21 protein-coding genes are annotated in these 22,362 nt (G+C 70.1%); 12 read left to right on the top strand and 9 right to left on the bottom strand.

Annotation, left to right across the window (positions count from 1 at the left end):
- Positions 1-81 precede the first annotated feature (81 nt).
- On the top strand, positions 82-480 hold the full coding sequence (locus BIU91_RS03595) for a DUF3253 domain-containing protein (protein ID WP_017888385.1): 399 nt from the start codon (positions 82-84) through the stop codon (positions 478-480).
- 22 nt (positions 481-502) lie between these two features.
- Here BIU91_RS03595 and BIU91_RS03590 read toward each other — a convergent pair whose 3' ends face one another.
- Positions 503-859 (bottom strand): hypothetical protein, encoded by a 357-nt coding sequence (locus tag BIU91_RS03590; RefSeq protein ID WP_071404244.1) that lies wholly within the window; start codon positions 857-859, stop codon positions 503-505.
- A 40-nt stretch (positions 860-899) separates the two neighbouring features.
- Positions 900-1,493 (bottom strand): nucleotidyltransferase domain-containing protein, encoded by a 594-nt coding sequence (locus BIU91_RS03585; protein ID WP_071404243.1) that lies wholly within the window; start codon positions 1,491-1,493, stop codon positions 900-902.
- Between the two features lie 122 nt (positions 1,494-1,615).
- On the opposite strand from BIU91_RS03585, the gene BIU91_RS03580 reads away from it, so the two are divergent.
- A complete protein-coding gene (locus BIU91_RS03580; protein WP_071404242.1) occupies positions 1,616-2,716 on the top strand; it encodes an SDR family oxidoreductase in 1,101 nt (366 codons plus the stop codon).
- 16 nt (positions 2,717-2,732) lie between these two features.
- Here BIU91_RS03580 and BIU91_RS03575 read toward each other — a convergent pair whose 3' ends face one another.
- Positions 2,733-3,806 (bottom strand): spore photoproduct lyase family protein, encoded by a 1,074-nt coding sequence (locus BIU91_RS03575; protein WP_071404241.1) that lies wholly within the window; start codon positions 3,804-3,806, stop codon positions 2,733-2,735.
- Between the two features lie 44 nt (positions 3,807-3,850).
- Here BIU91_RS03575 and BIU91_RS03570 point away from each other — a divergent pair, with 44 nt between their 5' ends.
- A complete protein-coding gene (locus BIU91_RS03570; protein WP_071404240.1) occupies positions 3,851-4,150 on the top strand; it encodes a biopolymer transporter Tol in 300 nt (99 codons plus the stop codon).
- Positions 4,147-4,611, top strand: a complete 465-nt coding sequence (locus tag BIU91_RS03565) for a hypothetical protein (protein ID WP_071404239.1) — start codon at positions 4,147-4,149, stop codon at positions 4,609-4,611. The genes BIU91_RS03570 and BIU91_RS03565 overlap by 4 nt, the downstream gene beginning before the upstream one ends.
- A 127-nt stretch (positions 4,612-4,738) precedes the next feature.
- On the opposite strand, the gene BIU91_RS03560 is transcribed toward BIU91_RS03565, so the two are convergent.
- The 4 genes from BIU91_RS03560 to BIU91_RS03545 form a co-directional block, all read right to left on the bottom strand.
- Positions 4,739-6,568 (bottom strand): beta-galactosidase family protein, encoded by a 1,830-nt coding sequence (locus BIU91_RS03560; protein ID WP_071404238.1) that lies wholly within the window; start codon positions 6,566-6,568, stop codon positions 4,739-4,741.
- 138 nt (positions 6,569-6,706) lie between these two features.
- Positions 6,707-8,041: a sugar ABC transporter substrate-binding protein gene (locus tag BIU91_RS03555; protein WP_171907769.1), complete on the bottom strand. Its 1,335-nt coding sequence runs from the start codon at positions 8,039-8,041 to the stop codon at positions 6,707-6,709.
- 97 nt (positions 8,042-8,138) lie between these two features.
- Positions 8,139-8,948 carry a carbohydrate ABC transporter permease gene (locus BIU91_RS03550; RefSeq protein ID WP_071261973.1) on the bottom strand — a complete coding sequence of 270 codons (810 nt, stop codon included), beginning with the start codon at positions 8,946-8,948 and terminating at the stop codon, positions 8,139-8,141.
- A gap of 158 nt (positions 8,949-9,106) precedes the next feature.
- Entirely contained in the window at positions 9,107-10,051 is a 945-nt protein-coding gene (locus tag BIU91_RS03545; RefSeq protein WP_071404236.1) for a sugar ABC transporter permease, read from the bottom strand.
- A gap of 196 nt (positions 10,052-10,247) precedes the next feature.
- Here BIU91_RS03545 and BIU91_RS03540 point away from each other — a divergent pair, with 196 nt between their 5' ends.
- Complete coding sequence (locus BIU91_RS03540; RefSeq protein WP_035808788.1) at positions 10,248-11,273, top strand: LacI family DNA-binding transcriptional regulator; 1,026 nt, start codon at positions 10,248-10,250, stop codon at positions 11,271-11,273.
- Positions 11,274-11,584: 311 nt separating this feature from the next.
- Here BIU91_RS03540 and BIU91_RS03535 read toward each other — a convergent pair whose 3' ends face one another.
- The gene (locus BIU91_RS03535; protein WP_071404235.1) at positions 11,585-13,090 is read right to left on the bottom strand and encodes an alpha-N-arabinofuranosidase; all 1,506 of its coding nucleotides are present in this window, start codon (positions 13,088-13,090) and stop codon (positions 11,585-11,587) included.
- Positions 13,091-13,385: 295 nt separating this feature from the next.
- On the opposite strand from BIU91_RS03535, the gene BIU91_RS03530 reads away from it, so the two are divergent.
- The 3 genes from BIU91_RS03530 to BIU91_RS03520 all read left to right on the top strand — a co-directional run bounded on the left by BIU91_RS03530 (position 13,386) and on the right by BIU91_RS03520 (position 16,710).
- Positions 13,386-14,741 (top strand): extracellular solute-binding protein, encoded by a 1,356-nt coding sequence (locus BIU91_RS03530; RefSeq protein WP_027466147.1) that lies wholly within the window; start codon positions 13,386-13,388, stop codon positions 14,739-14,741.
- An 84-nt stretch (positions 14,742-14,825) separates the two neighbouring features.
- Positions 14,826-15,797 (top strand): carbohydrate ABC transporter permease, encoded by a 972-nt coding sequence (locus BIU91_RS03525; RefSeq protein WP_027466146.1) that lies wholly within the window; start codon positions 14,826-14,828, stop codon positions 15,795-15,797.
- A 1-nt stretch (position 15,798) separates the two neighbouring features.
- Positions 15,799-16,710: a carbohydrate ABC transporter permease gene (locus tag BIU91_RS03520; protein ID WP_027466145.1), complete on the top strand. Its 912-nt coding sequence runs from the start codon at positions 15,799-15,801 to the stop codon at positions 16,708-16,710.
- A 517-nt stretch (positions 16,711-17,227) separates the two neighbouring features.
- Here the strand turns inward: BIU91_RS03520 and BIU91_RS03515 are convergent.
- Positions 17,228-18,058: a siderophore-interacting protein gene (locus BIU91_RS03515; protein WP_071404234.1), complete on the bottom strand. Its 831-nt coding sequence runs from the start codon at positions 18,056-18,058 to the stop codon at positions 17,228-17,230.
- A gap of 28 nt (positions 18,059-18,086) precedes the next feature.
- Between BIU91_RS03515 and BIU91_RS03510 the strand changes: the two genes are divergently transcribed.
- Genes BIU91_RS03510 through BIU91_RS03495 form a run of 4 tightly spaced genes read left to right on the top strand, consistent with a single transcriptional unit; the run spans position 18,087 to position 22,307 of the window.
- Positions 18,087-19,190: an iron ABC transporter permease gene (locus BIU91_RS03510; protein ID WP_253183677.1), complete on the top strand. Its 1,104-nt coding sequence runs from the start codon at positions 18,087-18,089 to the stop codon at positions 19,188-19,190.
- Positions 19,187-20,356 carry an iron ABC transporter permease gene (locus BIU91_RS03505; protein ID WP_253183676.1) on the top strand — a complete coding sequence of 390 codons (1,170 nt, stop codon included), beginning with the start codon at positions 19,187-19,189 and terminating at the stop codon, positions 20,354-20,356. The genes BIU91_RS03510 and BIU91_RS03505 overlap by 4 nt, the downstream gene beginning before the upstream one ends.
- Positions 20,353-21,276, top strand: coding sequence for an ABC transporter ATP-binding protein (locus BIU91_RS03500; RefSeq protein ID WP_071404232.1), 924 nt, complete (start codon positions 20,353-20,355; stop codon positions 21,274-21,276). The genes BIU91_RS03505 and BIU91_RS03500 overlap by 4 nt, the downstream gene beginning before the upstream one ends.
- Before the next feature lie 11 nt (positions 21,277-21,287).
- Positions 21,288-22,307 carry an ABC transporter substrate-binding protein gene (locus BIU91_RS03495; protein WP_071404231.1) on the top strand — a complete coding sequence of 340 codons (1,020 nt, stop codon included), beginning with the start codon at positions 21,288-21,290 and terminating at the stop codon, positions 22,305-22,307.
- Positions 22,308-22,362: the final 55 nt, after the last annotated feature.

The raw sequence follows: 22,362 nt of genomic DNA, 5'->3' as shown, positions 1-22,362 counted from the left end.
CGCCCCGATGCTGCCAGGCGCACCTGGACCGTGTGCGTGGTCGCTGTGTGCCGCCCCGCCGAGCAGGACGAGGATGGGGCCATGGGACGGGCGATCAGGACGGAAGCCGATGCGTCGGCATCGGAGTCGGCACACGCCGAACGGACCTGCGCCTCGTGCGGGCGACGGATGCCGTCCTCGGCGGCGCCGGAGGCGAAGTGGTGTTCCGGAGCCTGCCGCCGACACGGGCTGGACGACACCGACCGGGCTCTGGAGCAGCGCATCGACGAACTGCTCGCGGCACGGGCGCGGACCTCGAGCATCTGCCCGTCCGAGGTCGCACGCTCACTCGACCCGGACGACTGGCGACCGCTGATGGAGCCCGCACGTCGAGCCGCCCGGCGCATGGTCGCGCGCGGTGAGGTCGAGATCACCCAGGGCGGGTCGGTCGTCGACCCGTCGACCGCCAAGGGCCCGATCCGCATCCGCCGTCCGCGGTGATCCGGGTCGCGGCGCGCCTGTTTCAGGTGTGCTCGTGAACCGTTCGGATGAGCCGTTCGAGCGCGGTCACCAGCGCCCGTGTCTTCTCCTGGGTCACACGCGACGTCGAGTACTGGAAGTTCGTCTTCTCATCGGTCAGGCGCTTGAAGTGCAGGCCGGGTCGGGTGTCCGGTGCGCAGGCCGTGTCGAGCAGCCGACGAGCGGCGGCGTGGTCGTCGCCGAGGTGGTGGTGGCCGAGGATCGCACCGCAGATCGCGTCCGACGCCGCTATCCCGCCGAGCACAGCGTTCGCACCGGCGGCCTTCCAGTCCGCGTGACTCGTGGACTCGGCGTAGAGGAGCGCGACGTCGAGGTAGGCCTGCGCTTCGTCGCGGCGCATCGCGACTGCGGCCGGTCGACGGCGCGCACGCGGGCGCCCATCAGAAGTACGTCCTGATCTCCTCGCCGAAGACTGTTCGGGCTTCTTCTCGCCACGACCCGACGAGCGGGTCTCCCTCGGCCACGAACCGACGGAGATCAGCGCGGGTCACGTCGAAGACCTGGCACTCGTTGCCGGTCCACCGCCGGACGAGGTCACCGAGGCGGACGACGACGTCGGTGTCGACGGTCTGCTCGAAGACGACGAGGAGGTCCAGGTCGGACGCCGGCGTCGCGGTGCCCCGCGCGACTGACCCGAAGATCGAGACCGAGAGGACCCCGGCCTCCACCGACTCGACGTAGGCGCCGATCCGACGTTCGAGTTCGTCGCCGGCTTCGAGGCCGAGTTCCACCGCTGGCCAGAGCAGGTGTTCCCGGTTGACCCGGTAGGCAGAGTGCTGGAGACCACGCTCGACCTGCACGAGCCCTGCTGCCTCGAGCTTGTCGAGCGCGCGTTTGATGCCGGTGTGCTGCGCAGCGCCCGCGACCCGCGCCACCTGGCGTCCGGTCATGCCGGAATCGGTCCGGGCGAGGACGCGGAGCGCGTCAGCCTGCGTGGCCCCCAGCAGTGTGGCGAGTGGTTTCACGAGTTGCATGTCGATGCCTCCGCAAGGAGTGTACCGATATGCGGTACATGTGGAGCGTTTTTGTGCACACTCAGCGCGCGAGGGGACGCGGGGAGGGAACACGTGTCGTCCAACGTCGGTTGCATCGAAGGATGACTGCAACCGGATCGACCGAACAGACTCTTGCCCGCCGCGAAGCCCTGGTCGTCGGAGCCAGTGGCATCACCGGTTCCGCCCTGGTGCGCCACCTGCTCGACCTGGGCTGGGACGTGACGGCGCTCTCCCGCCGACCGCTCGCCGAACAGGGCGTCCGGACCGTCGCGGCCGACCTGCGCGACCCCGAGAGCCTGGCGGCCGCACTCGCCGACGAACACCCGACCCATGTGTTCTTCACCGCCTGGCAGCGGCAGGACACCGAGGCGGAGAACATCCGCGTCAACGGCGGCATGGTCCGCGACCTGCTCGCGGCGCTGTCGCACGCTCCGCTCGAGCACGTCGCCCTGGTCACCGGCCTGAAGCACTACCTCGGCCCGTTCGAGGCGTACGCCGCCGGCGAGATGCCCGACACCCCCTTCCACGAGGAGGAACCGCGCCTCGACACCCCGAACTTCTACTACGCGCAGGAGGACGAGCTCTTCGCCGCAGCCGAGCGCCAGGGGTTCACCTGGTCCGTGCACCGCTCGCACACCGTGATCGGGCACGCGGTCGGCAACGCCATGAACATGGGCCTCACACTCGCCGTGCAGGCCACGCTGGCGAAGGAACTCGACCTGGACTTCGTGTTCCCGGGAAGCGAGGCCCAGTGGAACGGCCTGACCGACATGACCGACGCCGGCATCCTCGCCGAGCACATGGTGTGGGCCTCGACGTCACCCGAGGGTGCGGACGAGCCGTTCAACATCGTCAACGGTGACGTCTTCCGGTGGCGCTGGATGTGGCCGCGCCTGGCCGCGCACCTCGGTGTCGACCCCACGCGCGTCGTGGGCTACGAGGACGCTCCGCGACCGCTCGAGGAGCAGATGGCGCCGTACGAGTCCGAGTGGGCCGGCATCGCCGAGCGCCACGGTCTCGCCGAGGCCGACATCACCCGGCTCGCCTCGTGGTGGCACACCGACGCCGACCTCGGTCGTGCGATGGAGGTCGTCACCGACATGGGGAAGAGCCGCGACGCCGGGTTCACGGCGTTCCGCCGGACCGAGCAGGCCTTCGCGGACCTGTTCGCCCGGTACCGGGCGGACCGGCTCATCCCCTGATCGGGCAGGCCGCCGGTCAGAAGGCGTACCGGATCCGGCAGGACGGCAGGTGCTCGGCCACGAGTTCGCGGAAGCGCTCGACGAGCTGCCCCTTCATGCCGGACCGGTAGCGCACGTTCACGGCACCGTTCTGGGACACCTTCTGCTCCTGCAGGTCCGGACGCCACAGCAGGTCCTCGGCCTTGGGGTGCCACCCGAGGTTGACCTCGTGCAGGGGCTGGTTGTGGGTCAGGAAGATCACCTCGGCCGCAAGCTGCGCCTTGGCGGCCGGGGACAGCACGTCGTCGACCTGCCGGAGCATCTCGGCCCAGTCCGACTCCCACGTCGGCGTGAGGATGACCGGCGAGAAGTTCAGGTGGACCTCGTACCCGGCGTCGACGAAGTCGTTCACCGCGGCGATCCGCTCGGCGATCGCGCTCGTACGGATGTCCGTGACCTTCGCGGTCTCGTGCGGCATCAGCGAGAAACGGATCCGGGTCCGACCCATCGGGTCCCAGTCGAGCAGGTCGCGGTTGACGTACTTCGTGGCGAACGAGGCCTTGGCCGTCGGGGTCATCCGGAACAGGTCGCAGAGGTCGCGGACGTTGTCGCTGATCATCGCGTCGACCGAGCAGTCGCTGTTCTCGCCGATGTCGTAGACCCAGGCTTCCGGGTCGCACTGGTTCGGTTCGGTCTTCGGCCCCTGCTTGGCGATGTTCCGCGCCACGTGCTTGGTGATCTGGTCGATGTTCGCGAACACCGTCACCGGGTTGCTGTAGCCCTTGCGCCGCGGTACGTAGCAGTAGGCGCACGCCATCGCGCAGCCGTTCGCGGTGGACGGTGCGATGAAGTCGGCGGAGCGACCGTTCGGCCGGGTCACCAGCGACTTCTTCACGCCGAGCACGAGCGCCTCGGTCTTGATCCGCACCCAGCGCTGGACGTTCCGTTCGTCGCCGTGCACCTCGGGGATGTTCCAGTGCGACTCGACCGGGACGATCTCGGCGTCCGGCCAGCGCCCGACGATCTCCTGCCCACGCTGCAGTTCGAGGGCGGCCGGCTCGGCGTAGATGCGTCGGACGTCGAGCATCGGGCGGACGCGTTCGTGGCTCATCAGCTCCTGTCTACCCGGCACCACCGACGGTGCAGACTCGGACCATGACCGCTGAACCCGACGACCACTTCTTCGTCGTGGACGGCCGACGCTGGCGCCGCACCGACCCCGCCCTGCCCGAGGAACTCGCCGCCGCGCTCCGCTCCCACCTGGGGCGCGGGCGCAACGCCGTGAAGACCGCGAAGCGCGCGGGCGACGACGAGGCCCTGGCGGCGGCGCGGCACCGGAACGGTTTGGCCAAGCACGGGCTGGGCGAACGCGGCCCCGAGTGGTGGACCCGCCCCGAGGCCGACCGGATCGCCGATGCCGAGCAGGCCCTCGCCGCCCTGGACGCTCTGCCGTGACGACGATCCGTCCACCGCGCCTGGATCGCATCCTGAACCGCATCGTGTTCGGCCCGGTGATGATCGGGACGGGAGTCGCACTCGCGGGCGTGGCCTTCGTACCCGGAGCATCGGCGCGGGTGTTCGTCTTCGTCCGCGGTGTCGCCTTCATCGCCGGCGGGACCTGGGCCACGGCCAGGCTCCGACGCGTCGCCGTGCACCTGCGCGACGACACCCTCCGGTACTCCGGCTTCCTCTCGTCGTGGACCGCACCGCGTGCGGGGATCACCGCGGTGCTCGACGACGCGTTCGTCGAGTGGCGCGACGATCACGGGGCCGAACACCGACGGCAGATCTGGCTGCTGGCCCGGGCACGGGAGGACGACGGCACGAAGTTCGCTCCGCTCTGGCGGTGGCGACGCGAGGCACTCCTCGAAGTTCGAGCGTGGGCGGCGGCTCGCGAGGTCCGAAACGTCCCATGACGCCCGCGATGGAAAGCAGAATCGGGCGTACCTGGTCGAAACTTCCGACCACGTACGCCCGATCTGACCAGGGACGCCCGGTTCGACCAGGCCGCGGGCCCGATTCGACCAGGCCGCGCGCCCGCGGCTAGGCCTCGGTGTGGCCCAGGTCGGGCTCGACGAGCAGGCACGCGGTGCGGGACGCGGCGGCGTGCAACTCGAGCACGACGAGCTCGTTGCAACCGTGGCGGAGCACCGGCCCCGGGATCGCCAGGGTCTGCTGCGGGCCTCGCGACCAGTACCGACCGAGGCAGAACCCGTTGACCCAGGCGACACCCTTCCGGAACCCGTCGAGCGACAGGTACCGGTCGTCCACGGTGTCCAGGTCGAACGAGCCAGCTGCGAACGTCGGCCCGGCGAGCACGTCGCCGCCGGTGGGAGCGATCTCGGACAGCGCGGTCACGGCGGCCGGTGCGATGGGGTCGAGGGCGAGCGGCGACGCGGTCCACCGGGCCACGGGGACGCCGTCGATCGAGACGCCCCCGATCAGGCCCTTCGGCTCGCCGATGCGGACGCCGTAGTCGACGCGGCCCTGGTCCTCGACGAGGAGCTCGAGCGTGCCGGTCACCGGCGGCAGGGCGACGGCGCGGTCGTGGTGCTCGCGCTCCAGGACCCCGACGACGACACCGTCGGCCGACACGATCGCTCGGTCTCGCACCTCGGTGCCGACGGTCAGCACCCCTCCGGCGGGCAGGTCGACCTCGGCGCGGTAGGCGACGAAGCCGCTCGCGGCTCCGAGGGCGTCGAAGGTCGGCGGCTCGTCGTGCGCGGACCACGCCGTGAGCGTGGGCAGCAGGGAACGGAGCGACGCGACGCGGTCCAGACGGACGGCGAGGCCCGTGGCGGGGGTGATCCGGGCCTCCAGGCCGTCGCCGGACTCGGCCACGGGACCGAGGCGACCCGATCCACCCGGCTCCATCGTCGCGGGCAGCGGCGGGACGGGCGCGTAGCGCTCGATGACCGAGCGGAACGCGTGGAACTTCTCCGTCGGTCGGCCGGCCTCGTCGAGCGGGGCGTCGTAGTCGTACGACGTCGCGATCGGACGGTAGACGCCCTTGTCGTTCGCGCCGTTCGTGAAGCCGAAGTTCGTGCCGCCGTGGAACATGTAGATGTTCACCGAGCCGCCGGCGGCGAGCAGGACGTCGAGGTCCTCCGCGCTGGCGGACGCCGGCGTGGTGTGGTGGTGCTCGCCCCAGCTGTCGAACCAGCCGTCCCAGAACTCCGAGCACATCAGGGGCCCGGTGGGCTGTGCCTGCCGCAGGCGCTCGAGTCGGGCGGCGGACCGTGAGCCGAACGACCCGGTCTTGTGCAGCGAGGGCAGGGAGCCGTCCTCGAGCATCGTGCCCATCGGCTGGTCGACGCTCGTGAAGGGGACGGTCAGCCCGATGTCGCGGTGCATCTGCTCGAGTGCGCGCAGGTACTCGGGGTCGGAGCCGTAGGCGCCGTACTCGTTCTCGACCTGCACCAGGACGATGGGCCCGCCCTGGTCGATCTGCCGCGGGACCAGCACGGGGGCCAGGTGCTGCAGGTACGTCTCGACCGCCGCGAGGAACCCGGGCTCGTTGCGCCGGACGCCCACGGAGCCGTCGGCGAACAACCAGTACGGCAGACCGCCGTTCGTCCACTCGGCACAGATGTAGGGGCCGGGGCGGACGATGGCGTGCATGCCCTCGGCGGCGACGAGGTCGAGGAAGCGGCCGAGGTCCAGGCCACCCGACAGGTCGAAGACCCCGGGCGACGGCGCGTGCGCGTTCCAGGCGACGTAGGTCTCGATGGTGTTGAGGCCCATCAGCTTCGCCTTGCGGATCCGGTCGGCCCACAGGTCGGGGTGCACGCGGAAGTAGTGGATCGCGCCGGACAGGACCCGGTGCGGCTCGCCGTCGAGCAGGAAGTCGGTGTCGCCGATGGCGAAGCGCATGGTGTGGTTCTTTCGTTGCCGGCCGGGCCGGGCGTCGAGCCGGGCCGGGCGTGGAGCCCGGCCGGACGTGGAGCCGGGCCGGGCGTGGAGCGGGGCCGTGCGGACGTGTCCGCACGGCCCCGCGGGGATGCTGTCGAACTACTTCGACGAGACCGTGAAGCCCTGGTCCTTGCCGTACTTGGCGAGGGCCTTCTGCCAGGCCTGCAGGCCGGCGTCGAGCGAGGTGCCGTTCTCGTACGCCTGACCGACGGTGTCGGCGTAGACGCTGTTCGCGTACACCTGGTAGGGCAGGTAGGTGAAGTCGTTGTCCGAGGACTTCGACGCGTCGACGAGCACCTTGTTGATCTGCTGACCGCCGAAGTACTCCGGCTTCTCGTCGAGGAACGCCGACGAGTCGAGGTCAGCGGTGGTCGACGGGAAGCCGCCGGACTCCATGAAGACCTTCGTGGACTCCTTCGAGGAGTTCAGCCACTTGAGGAAGCCCGCGGCGAGGGCCGGGTTCTTCGACTGCTTCATGACGACCTGGGCGCTGCCGCCGTTGTTCGCGGTCTGGGCGGTGCCGCCGTCGTAGGTCGGCATCGGGGCGACACGCCAGTCACCCGAGGCCTGGGCGACGCCGGACTCCAGGTTGCCCGGCATCCAGGCGCCGGTGATCATCGTGGCGATCTCACCGTTGCCGAGCTGCTTGTACCAGTCGTCGGTCCAGCCGACCGTCTTCGACAGCAGGCCCTGCTCGACGAGCTCGTTCCAGGTGCTCGTCCACTTCTTGGTGCCCTCGTCCTGCAGGTTGATGGTCACCTTGTCACCGTCGGTGGTGAAGGGGGTGCCACCGGCCTGGGCGATCATGCTCGTGGTGAAGCCGGCGTCGCCGGAGTCCGCCGCGATGTAGGCCTTCGGGTCCGCCTCGTGCAGCTTCTTGGCCGCGGTGACGTACTCGTCCCACGTCTTCGGCACGGCGATGTCGTGCTTGTCGAAGACCTTCTTGTTGTAGAACAGCGCCATGGGGCCGGAGTCCTGCGGCAGGCCGTAGACCTTGCCGTCGATCGACACCGAGCTCCAGGTGCTCTTCGCGAAGTCCTTCTCGAGCGAGTCGAAGCCGTAGCTCGACAGATCGAGCAGCGACTCGGACAGCGCGAACTGCGGCAGGGCGTAGTACTCCACCTGGGCGACGTCGGGGGCGCCCGAGCCAGCCTTGATCGTGTTCTGCAGCTTCGTGTACTGGTCGGCACCGGTGCCGGCGTTGACGAGCTTGACCTTCACCTTGGGGTACTGCTTCTCGAACGCGGCGACCTGGGCCTTCGCCGACGGGGTCCACGACCAGTAGGTCAGGGTGCCACCGTCCTGCAGGGCCTTGTCGATGTCGTCGGCCGATCCGCCGGAGCCGGAGCCACCGGAGGCGCACGCGGCGAGGGCGATCGCGGCGGTGACGCCGATGGCGAGGGCGCTGAGCCCGCGCCGGAGACGCTTGTTCATGGGAGTGCCTTTCACTTCTTCGTGGAGGGGGTGGTGCTGCTGTGTGCCGGACCGGGCGGCGCGTGGCGGGGTCGCCGTGCGCCTGGTGTCCGAGGGGTCAGGCCTTGACCGACCCGGCCGCGAGGCCGGACTGCCAGAAGCGCTGGAGGAAGAGGAACGCGACCACGATCGGGATGATCGTGAGGAGCGATCCCGTGACGACGAGGTTGTAGATCGGCTGCGCGCCGGACCCGGTGGCCTGCGCGTTCCACTGGTTCAGGCCGACCGTCAGCGGGTACCACTTCGGGTCGCTCAGCATGATGAGCGGCAGGAAGTAGTTGTTCCAGGTGGCGACGACCGCGAACAGCAGGACGGTGACGACACCGGGCGCGAGCAGGCGGAGCGCGATCGTGAAGAAGATCCGGAACTCACCGGCGCCGTCCATGCGGGCGGCCTCGAGCAGTTCTGCCGGGATCGCGTCGACCGCGTAGGTCCAGATCAGGTACATGCCGAACGGGCTGATCAGCGAGGGCAGGATGATCGCCCACGGGGTGTTGGTCAGGCCGACCTGCGAGAACAGCAGGAAGGTCGGGACCGCCAGGGCCGTGCCGGGGACCGCGATGGCGCCGAGGACGACGGCGAAGACCGCGCGGCGACCGGGGAACTGGAACTTCGCCATGCCGTAGCCCGCGACGGTGGCGAGCAGGGTGGCCCCGCCGGCACCGACGACGACGTAGAGCAGCGTGTTGCCGAACCACTGCAGGAAGATGCCGTCGTTGTAGGTCAGCGTGTCGACGATGTTCTGCCAGAGGTTGAAGTCCCCGCCGAACCACAGACCGAACGTGGAGAGCAGCGACGCCTGCGTCTTCGTGCTGTTCACGAGCAGGTAGAACAGCGGCGCGAACGAGTACACGACGAAGACGACCATGACCGCGGTCAGCAGGCCGGAACGCTTCGGCTTGCGTCCGTCGACGTGCTGGTCTGCCTTCCTGGAGGCGCGGATCGAGCGGGTGCGCGGCGCACGTTGCGTCGTGGTCGCCTCGGTCACCGTGGCAGCTGCGGGCCCGGCGGGGTGCTGGATGGTGCTCATCGGTTCTCCTCGCGGGTGCCGCGGACCTGGACGACGTAGGCGATCACCGCGGTGATCACGCCCATCACGATCGCGACCGTGGCGGAGTAGTTGAACTGCTGACCGCTGAAGGACAGCGAGTAGGCGTACATGTTCGGGGTGAAGGCGCTGCCGATGACGTTCGGGGCGAGCGTCTTGAGCAGGTTCGGCTCGTTGAAGAGCTGGAAGCTGCCGATGATCGAGAAGATCGTGGCGATGACCATCGGGCCGCGGAGCGCCGGGAGCTTGATCGAGAAGACCGTGCGCATCGGGCCGGCGCCGTCGAGCTCGGCCGCCTCGTACAGCTCACCGGGGACGGTGCGGAGTGCGGCGTAGAAGATCAGCATGTTGTAGCCGAGGAACTCCCACGTGACCACGTTGCCGATCGACGTCAGGACCCAGCTCGGGCTGAACGGCTGCAGCAGGTCGATGCCGAGCGCGTCGTTCGCGGCGCCCGTCAGACCGAACTGGTTGCCGTAGATGAAGCCCCAGATCAGGGCGGCGACGACACCGGGGACGGCGTAGGGCAGGAACACCGCGATGCGGAAGAAGCTCGTTCCCCACAGTCGGGCGCTGTCCAGAGCCAGGGCGGCGACGAGGGCGAGGCCGAGCATGATCGGCACCTGGACGACCAGGAAGATCGCGACCCGGCCGAACCCGGACCAGAACTTGGCGTCCTGGAAGAGCTGCACGTAGTTGGCGAACCAGACGAACTGGTTGCCACCGATGAGCTGGTCGCGGAACAGGCTGAGCCAGAGCGCGTAGCCGATCGGCACGATGAGCATCAGGACCAGGACGACGACGAACGGGCCGACGAACAGCCATCCGGTGAGCCGTCCCCGCGGCTTGGGGCGGCGGCCGGCCGGGCGCTCGGCGGTGGGGCGCGGTGCTGCCTCACCGGGGCGCGCTGCGAGCGTGCTCATGTGACTCCTTCGTCTGCTGCGTTCGGGTGGTCGATGTCGGCGGGTCGGCCCGGGCCGGATCAGGGTGTCCGGGCGGTCACCGATGTTGACGTCAACATCGAACGACGCGACGATAGCATGGCAACGTCAACATGCGCTAGCGTCCGGGGAGGCCGACCGCTCGGCCCCTCGATCCGGAAGGAGCGCCAGCGTGACGATGGAGTCCCCCGCCGGCACCCGCCGCGCCCCCTCGATGGCCGCCGTCGCCGACGCCGCGGGGGTCTCGATGCAGACCGTCTCGCGGGTCGCCCGCGGCTTCGACAACGTCAGCCCGGAGACCCGCGACCGCGTCCAGCGCGCGATGGAGTCCCTCGGCTACCGGCCCAACCGTGCCGCCCGTGCCCTGCGCTCCGGCCGCTTCCGCACCATCGGCGTGATCATGTTCACGCTCGCGTCCTTCGGCAACATGCGCACGCTCGAGGCGATCGCCGACGCCGCCGGGGTCGCCGACTTCACGATCACCCTGCTGCCGATGGCCTCGCGCACCGAAGCAGGCGTCCGCTCCGCGTTCTCGCGCCTGCACGAACAGGCCGTCGACGGCGTCGTGATCATCATCGAGTCGCACATCATCGACACCGCCGAGGTCGTGCTGCCCGACGGCGTGCCGATGGTCATCATCGACTCCACAGGCAGCACCGACCACCCCGCGATCGACACCGACCAGGCCGACGGCGCCCGGCAGGCCACGCAGCACCTGCTCGACCTGGGGCACGAGACCGTCTGGCACGTCGCCGGTCCGGAGTCGTCGTACTCGGCAGCCCGTCGCCTCGCCGCGTGGCAGGACACCCTGACGCGCGCCGGTCGACCGGTGCCCCCGGTGTTCCGCGGCGGCTGGACGACCGAGCACGGCTACGAGGCCGGGCTCGAGATCGCCGCACGCCCGGAGATCACCGCGGTGTTCGCCGCGAACGACCAGACCGCCCTCGGTGTCCTGCGCGCCGCACACGAGTCCGGTCGCCCGGTGCCGTCGTCGCTGAGCGTGGTGGGGTTCGACGACTCCCCCGAGTCCGACTCGTTCTGGCCGCCGCTCACCACCGTGCACCAGTCCTTCGACGAGGTCGGACGCCGCGCGGTCGCGAACCTGCTCGCCCAGATCGACGGCGAGCGGGTCAGCGTCGCGGCCGACCTGGTGCCGGTGCGGCTCGTCGAGCGCGCGAGCACGGCGGCGCCGCCGGCGCGCTGACGCGGCGCGCGTTTCGCGCTCACCGACACCTCACGCGCGCACGCCCCCGTGAACTGTCGCCCAGCCCGTGAACTCGCGCCCGCGCCGGACGGGAGGCCCGGTGCCAGGCCGCCACGGGCCTCCCGGCCGCCGCCGCGCATGTTTCGCGCCCAGCGACAGTCCACGCGCCCGTCACCCCGCGAACTGTCGCCCAGCACGTGAACTCGCGCCGCCCGCCGCGCCCCCGCAACGAGCAGAGGACGTCGGGCGCGAGCGCCCGACGTCCTCTGTGCTCACTCGACGCCCGCCGTGGCGTGCGCCGAGGCGCCTTGTCAGCCGACCGAGACGGCGGTCCAGGAGACCGGCGGGAGCTCGATCGTGACGGTGTCGCCCTCGCGGCGGACCGACTCGTTCGTGCGGAGCCCCACCCGCGAGGTGTTCTCCAGGTCGTTCACGGCGTGCAGGTCGTCGTCCCAGACGCCCTCGGCGTGGACGTCACCCGTCGCACCGATGCCGGCCAGGTCGATCGTCACCGTGGTCGGCTCGGACGGGTGGCGGTTGATCAGGAAGACCGCGGCCTTGCCGTCCTCGGACACGGTGGCGGCGGAGTCCACGACCGGGACCTCGCCGTGCTTGCCACCGTCGACCGTGTCACCAGAGGCCTTGACCTGCAACGAGGTGCCCTGCGCCAGGCGCGAGGTGACCGAGAACGGGAAGAAGGTCGTCTGGCGCCAGGCCGGGCCGCCGGGCTCGGTCATGATCGGGCCGATCACGTTGACGAGCTGGGCGAGCGAGGCCGAGGCGACGCGGTCGGCGTGCCGGAGCAGCGAGATGAGCAGGCCGCCCACGACGACGGCGTCTGCGACGGTGTAGACGTCCTCGAGCAGACGCGGGGCGACGGGCCACTCGTCGAGCGTGAAGGTCTTGGCCTTCGCTTCCCACTTCTTGATCGACCAGACGTTCCACTCGTCGAACGAGATGTCGATGCGCTTGTCGGACTTCTTCTGCGCCTGGACGTGGTCGGCGGCCGTGGTGACCGTCTTGATGAAGTGGTCCATGTTGGCGCCCGAGGCGAGGAACGACGGCAGGTCGTCGTCCTCCTCGTAGTAGGCGTGCGCGGAGATGTAGTCGACGTCGTCGTAGGTGTGCTCGAGGACGGTGCGCTCCCACTCGCCGAACGTCGGCATCGACGCCCCGGAGGAACCGCAGGCGACGAGCTCGAGGTCGGGCTGGATCTGCCGCATGGCCTTGGCGGTCATGGCGGCGAGCTTGCCGTAGTCGTCGGCGTTCTTGTGGCCGAGCTGCCACGGGCCGTCCATCTCGTTGCCGAGGCACCACATCTTGATGGCGAAGGGTTCCTGGCGACCGTTCGAACGACGGTATTCGGACAGTGCGGTCCCGGCGTCGATGTTCGCGTACTCGAGGAGCTCGATGGCCTCCTGCGTGCCGCGGGTGCCGAGGTTCACGGCGAGCATGAGCTCCGAGCCGACCTGGTCGAGCCAGTGCTGGAACTCGTGCAGGCCGACCTCGTTGGTCTCGGTCGAGTGCCAAGCGAGGTCGAGGCGGCGGGGGCGCTGCTCGACGGGGCCGACGCCGTCCTCCCACTTGTACCCGGAGACGAAGTTGCCACCGGGGTAGCGGATGGCGGAGACGCCGAGTTCCTTGACGAGTTCGACGACGTCCTTGCGGAAGCCGTGCTCGTCGGCGGTCTCGTGGGTGGGCTCGTGGATGCCGTCGTAGACGTGGCGGCCGAGGTGCTCGACGAACCCGCCGAACAGGCGACGTCGCACCGGCCCCACGGTGAACGCGGCGTCGAGGACGAGGTGTGTGCGGGGCATGGATCTCCTTCGATCGTGGCAGTGCGGTTCGTGCGGGGAGCGGGTGGGGCCACGGACGGGAACCGAAGCGGGCCGTCACGAAAGTGAGCGCTCACCTGACCGAAACGCTACCGGGTTCCACGCCGTCGCGAAAGGGGTGGCGGATGCCGGGAGCGAGCGCTAATGTGAGCGCTCACGGAGCACCGGAAGGTCGTTCCGTGTCCGGAGCAGCAGTGCTCCGGGTCCGGAGCAGCGATGCTCCGGCGGGAGCACCGACCCTGTTCCCGAGCCCGGCCCATCCCGATGGAGTGATGCCATGCCGATCCCACCCGCAACACCCGCGTCGCGCCTCTCGCGCCGGGGCTTCCTCGCCGCCGGCGCAGCGGCCGCGACGGTCCTGCCGCTCGCCGCCTGCTCGAGCCCCCTCGCCGCCGGCCTCGCCGGCAGCGCACTCAACCCCGAGACCCTCGTCTTCTGGAACCTGTTCGGCGGCGGCGACGGCGTCCGCATGCAGGCCATGGAGGACGGCTACGCGAAGCAGCACGGCGGCTCGAGCGCGCTGCAGGGCACCACGTTCGCGTGGGGCAACCCGTACTACTCGAAGCTGACACTGGCGACCGTCGGGAACAAGCCGCCGGACGTCGCGGTCGCGCACCTGACCCGCGCGAAGCCGCTCTGGGACGGTGACCTGCTCGACCCGATCACGTCCGACGACCTGGCGAGCGTCGGCCTGAGCGCCGCCGACTTCAACCAGAAGGCCTGGGCGGCGCAGAAGACCGACGGCAACAACATCGCGGTCCCGCTCGACACCCACCCCTTCGTCCTCTTCTACAACGTCGACGTCTGCAAGAAGGCCGGCCTGATCGACGGCGACGGCAACCTCGTCGACCTCAACGGCATGGACAACTTCGAGAAGGCCCTCGCCGCGGTCGCCAAGGTCACCGGCGGCACGGCGCTCAACGTCGCGAACGTGGTGCCGGAGACGGCCACCCCGTGGCGCTTCTTCTGGACGATGTACAACCAGCTGAAGGACGCCACCCCGTTCATCAGCGACGGCGGGTCGAAGCTCACCGTCAACGAGGACGCCTACAACGAGGTCACGAGCCGCACCCAGAAGTGGGTGAAGGAGGGCTGGCTGAACAAGGCGCTCGACTACGCCACCGCGCAGTCGCTCATGTTCGACGGCAAGGCCGGCTTCTTCATGCAGGGCGAGTGGGAGATCAGCACCGCGCAGTCGATCAAGGGCCTGAACTTCGGCATGGCGCCGATCCCCCAGCTCTACGACAAGCCGGCGACCCAGGCGGACTCGCACACGTTCGTCCTGCCGAAGAAGGCCCGCACGCCGGAGCAGCGCAAGCAGCACATGCTCTTCATCAAGCAGATGCTCGAGCAGAGCCTGACGTGGGCCGAGGGCGGGCACGTGCCGGCCTACATCCCGACGTTCGACAGCGCCGCGTACAAGAAGCTCACGCCGCAGTCGAACTACGCGGCCGCAGCCGAGACCGCCGTGTTCGACGACGCCGCCTGGTACGGCGGTTCGGGTTCGACCTTCGAGGGCACTGTGGGTGCCCAGCTCGCCCTCGTGCAGCAGGGCAGCTCGTCCCCCGCGCAGGCCCTCAGCGCCATCAAGTCGCAGCTCGCGACGTACCTCAACACCCCGAGCCCCCTGTGACCCGGCACGCAACCACCCGGCCGGACCACGCCGGGCAGACGACCCCCGCGATCGCCGTGAACACCGCGCGAAAGGCACGATGACGTGACCACAGCACCTGTCCTCGACCGGCCGACCGACGCGGCCACCGCGCCGCGTCTCCGCCGGAACCGCTCCTACGGCTCCAGCGTGAACCGCGGCCAGGGCCGCAGCGGCTGGCTGTTCCTCGCCCCGTTCGGCCTGTTCTACGTGGCCTTCCTGCTCGGCCCGACGGTCTGGATGATCGTCACGAGCTTCTTCAACACCTCGACCGTCCGCACCGGGCTCGGCAGCTTCGCCGGGTTCGCGAACTACGCCGAGATGCTCGGGCGCAGTGACTTCTGGTCGTCGCTCTGGCACACGCTGCAGTTCACGCTGTACACGACCCCGCCGCTCGTCATCCTGGCGTTCGTGTTCGCCGTGCTGACGAACCGGATGAACCGCGGGCAGTGGTTCTTCCGTCTGGCGTTCTTCCTGCCGTTCATCCTGCCGTCGGCGACGATCTCGCTGATCTGGGTGTTCATCTTCACGCCGAGCACCGGTCTGTGGGCGAGCCTGCAGTCGGCGATCGGCATGACGCCCGGCTCCGGCATGCTGTCGAGCCCGAACACGGCCATGATCGGTGTCGCGATCGCCACCGTGTGGTGGACCCTCGGCTTCAACTTCGTGCTCTACCTGGCCGGTCTGCAGGAGATCCCGCGCGAACTGTACGAAGCAGCCGCCGTCGACGGTGCGTCGAACTGGCAGCAGATCAAGTCGATCACGCTCCCCCTGCTCGGCCGCACGACGACGCTGGTCGTCCTGCTGCAGATCATCGCGAGCCTGAAGATCTTCGACCAGGTCTACCTGATGACGAACGGCGGGCCGGGCATCTCGACCCAGGTCTCGCTGCAGCTCATCACCGGCGTCGGCTTCACCGACAACCGGCTCGGTGCCGCATCGGCCGCGTCGGTCCTCCTGTTCATCGTGATCGTGGCGATCGCGGTCATCCGGCAGCTCGTCGAGCGCGCTGCCGCCAAGCGAGAGATCGGGGCCTGACATGACCGCCACCGAGAGCATCACCACCGGCCGCAAGCTCCGCACCGGCGTCTCGTCCGCCGCTCCGACGAGCGCCGCGAAGATCGGCGTCAGCGGTCGCGGCTTCACGATCGCGTCGGGGATCGTCCTGACGATCTTCGCGATCATCTGGCTCATCCCGAGCGTGTTCGCCCTGAAGACGTCGCTGTCCGACAACGGCGTCGCCGCCCTCGGCGCGAACGCGATCCTGTCGAACTGGAACCCGACGCTGCACTCGTACTCGTCGCTGTTCCAGGCCGGCGACATCTGGAACTGGTACCTCGCCAGCGCCATCACGAGCGTCGTCACGGCGGCACTCACCGTGCTGTTCGCGTCGATGGCGGCGTTCGCGCTGTCGCGGCTGGTGTTCCGCGGCCGCAACATCGCGTTCCTGCTCATCATCCTCGGGATCATGATCCCGACGCAGGTGCTGATCATCCCGATCTTCCAGGAGCTCAACGCGGTCGGCCTGCTCAACACCTACTGGTCGGTGATCTTCCCGCAGGTGCCCGCCGTGATCGCGGTGTTCATCTTCAAGCAGTTCTTCGACGGCATCCCGAAGGAGCTGGAAGAGGCCGCGCGCATCGACGGCGCCGGCATCTGGAAGGTCTACTGGTCGGTCATCCTGCCGCTGTCGCGTCCGGTGATCGCGGCCGTGACGATCCTGACCTTCGTCGGGGTGTGGAACAACCTGCTGCTGCCGCTGTTCGTGCTGTCCAACCCGGACCTCATGACGATCCCGGTCGGGCTCGCCACGGTCCAGGGCAGCTTCGGGCAGCGCTACGCCGACATCCAGGCCGGTGCGATCCTCGCGGCGCTGCCGCTGATCATCCTCTACCTGATCTTCCAGCGGCAGATCGTGGAGGGCGTGACGGGCTCGGGCCTCAAGGGCTGACGCCACCCCACCACGGACGGGAGGCCCGGTGCCAGCTGGCACCGGGCCTCCCGTCCGTCCGTTGGTCGCGTCGCGGGCGCGGTGCGGCCGGTGCTTTCGGGCGTACCTGGCCGAACCGGGCGTACCTGGGCAGAAGTTCTGTGGCGGTACGCCCGAAAGCACCAGGCATCGCGGGTGCCAGGGGAAGAACCGGGCGTATCTAGGGGGAACGGGCGCGCCTGGCGGAACCGGGCGTACCTGCCGGAACCGGGCGTGCCTGGTCGGAAGTTCCGTGGTGGTACGCCCGAAAGCACCAGGCATCGCGGGCGCCAGGGGAAAGACCGGGCGTACCTGGCGGGATCGGGCGTACCTGTGCAGAGCGGGCACACCTGGCGGAACCGGGCGTACTCGGTCGGAAGTTCCGTGGTGGTACGCCCGAAAGCACCAGGCATCGCGCGCGCAAGGGGAAGGATCGGGCGTACCTGGCAGAACCGGGCGTACCTGGCGGGAACGGGCATGCCTGGCAGGCACGCGCGGGTCAGGCGGGGACGGAGACCTTCGTCTCGTGCTTCCAGAACCCGGAGAACGTGATGCGCGACTTCGGCAGGCCCGCACGGTGCAGGTGGCGGCGGCCCTCGGTTGCGAGTCGTGACTCCCCCACGACGAACGCGTACCCCTGGTCGTCGGACGGCACGTGCCGCTGCAGTTCGGCGAGGGCGCCGCTGCCGGGGACGGCGCCGGGCTGCCGGACGATCCAGGTCACCTGCACGCCGGTGGGGGCGTCGAGGTCGCGGATGTCGGCGGGGGTCGGGACCTCTTGGATGATGCGGCCGATGGTGTCGCGCGGCAACGAGGCGGCGATGCCGACGACGCCGGGCAGGCCGGTCTCCTCGGCGGCGACGACGACCTCGCTGGTGCCGGCGGGGACGTCGAAGATGCAGCCCTGGTCGAGCATCGCGAGCTCTTCGCCGGGGCGGGCGGAGCAGGCCCAGATCGCGGCACGGCCCTCGAGCTGACCGCGGTGGTCCAGGTGCACGACGAAGTCGATGTCCAGCTCGGCGGTGCCGTCGGCGAGCAGCCGGTACGCGGCGACGGTGTAGTTCGCGCAGTGGGGACGGATGTCCTCGGGGATGCCGAGGAACGTCGGCCACCACTTCTTGCCGTCCAGGTCGGGCATCCGGAAGGCGTCCTGGTCGGGGCGTCGGACGAACAGGCGGAACCAGTGGTCGAAACCGAGGTAGCCGAACTCGTGCAGGTCGTCCCCGGAGACGGTGACGCGCTGCATCGAGGGGGTCACCCGCTGGGTCCGGAGGACACGGGCGCGGAAGAGCCGGGGGTTCGTCGGCAGGAGCCGCGGGGTCTTCGCCATGAGGCAAGGCTAACCTAAGATGACTTCCGTGCCAGCCCCCAATCCCGTTCTGGCTTCCGGTCCGGAGGCCCCCGAACCCGTCGCGTCCAGCGCCCGAGACGGCGACGCGTCCCGCGCCCTCGGTGTGCACCGGACCGCGATGCGGCGACGGACCGCGGTCATCCTCGGCCTCGTCGTCGCCCTGGTGCTCGTCGCCGTGGCGAGCATGCTGCTCGGCAGCAACCGCATCGGTGTCGCCGAGGTGTGGGCGGGGCTCACCCGCTCGGGGTCGAGCACCGACGAGGCGATCGTGTGGGGCTCCCGCATCCCGCGCACGCTGATCGGTGCTGCGGTCGGGGCGGCCCTCGGCATCGCCGGGCTGCTCATGCAGGGACACACCCGCAACCCACTCGCCGACCCCGGCCTGTTCGGGGTCTCGTCGGGTGCCGGACTCGCGGTGGTGCTCGGCGTCTACGTGTTCGGGGTGACGAGCACGAGCGCGACCGTGTGGTTCGCCCTGGTCGGGGCCCTGGTCGCCAGCGTCGTCGTCTTCTCGGTGACCATCGCCGGCAGCGGCACCGCCAGTCCGGTGCCACTCGCCCTCGCCGGGGCCGCGGTCTCGGCGCTGCTCGCCGCCCTGACCTCCTTCGTCGTGCTGACCGACCAGGCCTCGCTCGACGCGTACCGACTCTGGGTCGTCGGGTCCCTCGCGGCACGGCAGCTCGACATCCTCGGGGCGGTGTGGCCGTTCCTGGCCGCCGGGCTCGTGCTCGCGGTGCTGAACGTCCGCGCCCTCGACGCCCTGGGGCTCGGGTCCGAGCTGGCGAAGGGGCTCGGCGAGAACGTGCTCGTCGCGCGGCTCGTCGGCCTGGGCGGGATCACGCTGCTCGCCGCCGGGGCGACCGCTGCTGCCGGCCCGATCGGCTTCGTCGGCCTGACGGTGCCGCACGTCGCCCGCGCGCTCGTCGGCACCGGACACCGCTGGACACTGCCGGTCTCCGGTCTGGTCGGCGCCGCCCTCGTGCTGCTCGCCGACGTCATCGGTCGTTTGATCGGCGGGTTCTCCGAGGTCGAGGTCGGCATCGTGCTCGCCGTCATCGGTGGCCCCGTGTTCGTCGCGGTGGCCCGTCGCCGATCGCTGGTGTCGCTGTGAGCGGGGCAGCGGTGCGCAGCACCGGCAGCACGCCCAGCAGCACGCCCGGCAGCGCGCCCAGCAGCACGCCCGAGACCACCACGCCGGGCACGCCCGCCCCGGCTGCACGAACCCCCGGCCGCACCGGCATCCGCATCGGCCCCGTCGGCCTCGCCTGGCGCCCCCGGGTGTTCTGGTACACGGTCGGGTCGCTCGCCACCGTCCTGGTGCTCATCGTCATCGGGACAGCGGTCGGATCGACGTGGATCGCCCCCGGGGTCGTCATCCGGTCCCTGCTCGGCCTGGAGTCCGGGCCGGACGCCTTCATCATCACCACCCTGCGCCTGCCCCGCGTTCTCACCGGCGCACTCGTCGGCCTGACGCTCGGGGTCGCCGGCGCGCTCACCCAGACCTTCACCCGCAACCCCCTCGGCACCCCGGACATCATCGGTGTCACCGCGGGCGCGAGCGTCGGTGCGGTCGCGGCGATCGTCCTCGGCGGCGGGACGTACTCGGTGTCGTCCCTGGTGCTCGGTGGCGGGATCCCGGTGGCGGCCACGATCGGCGCCCTGGTCGCGGCGGTCCTGGTGTACGGACTGGGCTGGCGCGGCGGCGTGCAGAGCTACCGGCTCGTACTGGTCGGCATCGGCGTGAGCGCGACGCTCGACGCGGTGACGAGCTACCTGCTCGTCCGCGCGAAGATCACCGTCGCCACCGCGGCGTCGCAGTGGCTCGTCGGCAGCCTGTCGAGCACCTCGTGGGAGAGCGTCTGGCCGCTGCTCGTGGTGGCGGTCGTCGCGGTGCCGATCGCGCTCGCGACGAGTGCCGCGCTCGGCATCGGGCAGCTCGGCGACGAGGTCGCGACGGGCGTCGGACTCGGCGTCCAGCGGCACCGGCTGCTCGTCATCGCGCTCGCGGTCGTACTGACCGCCGCCGCCGTGGCCGCCGCCGGACCGGTCGGCTTCGTCGCGTTCGTCGTCCCGCAGGTCGGGCTCCGGCTCGCCGGCACGAACCGGCCGCCACTGCTGCTCGCCGGTGCCCTCGGCGCCGTGCTCGTGCTCGCCGCCGACCTGCTGTCCCGTTCCGCGTTCCCGTGGCAGGTGCCGGTCGGCATCATCACCACCGTGATCGGGGCGCCGTACCTGATCTGGCTCCTCGTCCGTCACCGCAAGGAGATGTCCCGATGACAGCACCACACCAGCACCAGCACGACACCCCCGTCCTCGAAGCCACGGGCCTGTCCGTCGGCTACGACCGGCACCCCGTGCTGCGCGACCTGGACCTGCGCATCGAACGCGGCACCGTCACGACGTTCCTCGGCGCGAACGGCTGCGGCAAGTCGACCCTGCTCAAGGCGTTCGGCCGCGTGCTCAAGCCGCAGGCCGGCGAGGTCCTGCTCGACGGCACCCCGATCCGCAGGGAGCCGAACCGCCAGGTCGCCCGCAAGCTCGCGATCCTGCCGCAGTCCCCCGTCGCACCCGCTGGCACCAGCGTGCTCGACCTCGTGATGCGCGGCCGGAACCCGCACCAGTCGTGGGCGAAGCCGTGGACCGCCGAGGACGCCGCCGTCGCCGAAGAGGCCATCGCCGCCACCGGCCTGACCGAGGTCGCCCACCGCGACGTCACGAGCCTGTCCGGCGGGCAGCGCCAGCGCGCCTGGATCGCCATGGTCGTCGCGCAGCAGGCCCAGACGCTCCTGCTCGACGAGCCGACCACCTACCTCGACCTCGCGCACCAGCTCGAGGTCCTGCGGCTCGTCCGACGGCTGAACCGCGAGCAGGGGTCGACGATCGTCATGGTGCTGCACGATCTGTCGCTCGCGGCGCGGTACTCCGACCGGCTCGTGGTGCTGCACGACGGCGGGGTCGTGGCCGACGGCACCCCCCACGACGTCCTCACCCCGGCACTGCTCGAGCACGCGTTCGGCCTGCACGCCCGGGTGTTCCCCGACCCGGTGACCGGTGCACCGATGATCGTGCCCGAGGCGGACGAGCACGACCCCGTCCCGAGCGCCCCGACGGAGCACACGGCCCCGGGCGCCCGGACCGAGCACACGGTCCCGACGAAAACCGAAGACGTGCTGGCGAGTACCGCGAACTTAGGTTAGCCTCTCCTAACGTGAAGACCTCCCGACGTGGCCACCTGCGCGCCGCCCTCCTGACCTCCGTGACCGTCTCGGCACTCCTCCTGACCGGCTGCTCGAGCACCGGCAACTCGAACGACTCCGACTCCGACGGCGGCACCGCCGCGTCGAAGGCGTGGTCGTACGAGGACGCCACGGGCGCCACCGTGAAGGTCGACCACACGCCGAAGCGCGTCGTCGTGCTGAACGACATCGCCCTGTCGTTCATCGAGTACGGCCTGAAGCCCGTCGGCACCTTCGGGCAGCTGACGATGGCGAAGGACGCCCGCTTCGAGGGCCTGGACACCGACGGCATCACGCAGCTCGGCACCGCCTACGGCGACATCGACCTCGAGCAGCTCGCCGCGCTCAAGCCCGACCTCGTCGTCACGTCGGTCTACCCGACCGACGCCAAGGGCACGCTCGACACGAAGCAGCCCGGCTACGGCTTCAAGGACAAGCCGCAGGAGAAGCAGATCGAGGCCATCGCGCCGGTCGTCCAGGTGAAGTGGGGCGGCAAGGGCGAGGACGTCATCGAGAAGATCGCGGAACTGTCCGAGTCCCTCGGCGCGAAGGAGTCGACGGTCGACGCCGCCGAGAAGCGCTTCGACACCGCTGCCGACGAGCTCGAGAAGGTCTCGAAGGAGAAGGACCTGTCGGTCGTCTCGATGTACGCCGACGGTGACGGCGCGTACGTCACCCGCCCGACCGACGAGCCGTCGCTGCAGATGTACGCGTCGTACGGGGTCGACTTCGTCAACCCGAAGCCCGAGGGCTTCTACTGGGGCATCTACTCGTGGGAGAACGCCGGCCAGATCACCGGTGACGTGCTGCTGCTGTCGCAGCAGGGCTACCAGGTCGCCGATCTGGAGAAGCAGCCGACCTTCGCCGACAACGCTGCGCTCGAGGCGGGCCAGGTCCACAGCTGGACGTTCCCGGCCCTCGACTACGCGTCGCAGGCCGACTACATGACCAAGCTCGCGGGCTGGCTCGAGGACAGCAAGAAGCTGTCGTAGGACGCAACCGAGAACCGGCCTGGAGGCGCGGTGCCAGCTGGCACCGCGCCTCCAG

Source organism: Curtobacterium sp. MMLR14_002, assembly GCF_001864975.1.
GTDB classification, from domain to species: domain Bacteria; phylum Actinomycetota; class Actinomycetes; order Actinomycetales; family Microbacteriaceae; genus Curtobacterium; species Curtobacterium flaccumfaciens.
Note: the sequence above shows the minus strand (reverse complement) of the source record. Positions and strands in the feature narration are given on the sequence as shown.

Coding starts and splice junctions, on each gene's coding strand:
- BIU91_RS03520 (WP_027466145.1), top strand. CDS start 15,799: ATGACCGCCACCGAGAGCATCACCACCGGCCGCAAGCTCCGCACCGGC.
- BIU91_RS03530 (WP_027466147.1), top strand. CDS start 13,386: ATGCCGATCCCACCCGCAACACCCGCGTCGCGCCTCTCGCGCCGGGGC.
- BIU91_RS03560 (WP_071404238.1), bottom strand. CDS start 6,568: ATGCGCTTCGCCATCGGCGACACCGACTTCCTGCTCGACGGCGAGCCG.
- BIU91_RS03570 (WP_071404240.1), top strand. CDS start 3,851: ATGACCGCTGAACCCGACGACCACTTCTTCGTCGTGGACGGCCGACGC.
- BIU91_RS03595 (WP_017888385.1), top strand. CDS start 82: ATGGGACGGGCGATCAGGACGGAAGCCGATGCGTCGGCATCGGAGTCG.
- BIU91_RS03585 (WP_071404243.1), bottom strand. CDS start 1,493: ATGCAACTCGTGAAACCACTCGCCACACTGCTGGGGGCCACGCAGGCT.
- BIU91_RS03500 (WP_071404232.1), top strand. CDS start 20,353: ATGACAGCACCACACCAGCACCAGCACGACACCCCCGTCCTCGAAGCC.
- BIU91_RS03580 (WP_071404242.1), top strand. CDS start 1,616: ATGACTGCAACCGGATCGACCGAACAGACTCTTGCCCGCCGCGAAGCC.
- BIU91_RS03555 (WP_171907769.1), bottom strand. CDS start 8,041: ATGAACAAGCGTCTCCGGCGCGGGCTCAGCGCCCTCGCCATCGGCGTC.
- BIU91_RS03575 (WP_071404241.1), bottom strand. CDS start 3,806: ATGAGCCACGAACGCGTCCGCCCGATGCTCGACGTCCGACGCATCTAC.
- BIU91_RS03545 (WP_071404236.1), bottom strand. CDS start 10,051: ATGAGCACGCTCGCAGCGCGCCCCGGTGAGGCAGCACCGCGCCCCACC.
- BIU91_RS03590 (WP_071404244.1), bottom strand. CDS start 859: ATGCGCCGCGACGAAGCGCAGGCCTACCTCGACGTCGCGCTCCTCTAC.
- BIU91_RS03550 (WP_071261973.1), bottom strand. CDS start 8,948: ATGGTCGTCTTCGTCGTGTACTCGTTCGCGCCGCTGTTCTACCTGCTC.
- BIU91_RS03540 (WP_035808788.1), top strand. CDS start 10,248: ATGGAGTCCCCCGCCGGCACCCGCCGCGCCCCCTCGATGGCCGCCGTC.
- BIU91_RS03535 (WP_071404235.1), bottom strand. CDS start 13,090: ATGCCCCGCACACACCTCGTCCTCGACGCCGCGTTCACCGTGGGGCCG.
- BIU91_RS03515 (WP_071404234.1), bottom strand. CDS start 18,058: ATGGCGAAGACCCCGCGGCTCCTGCCGACGAACCCCCGGCTCTTCCGC.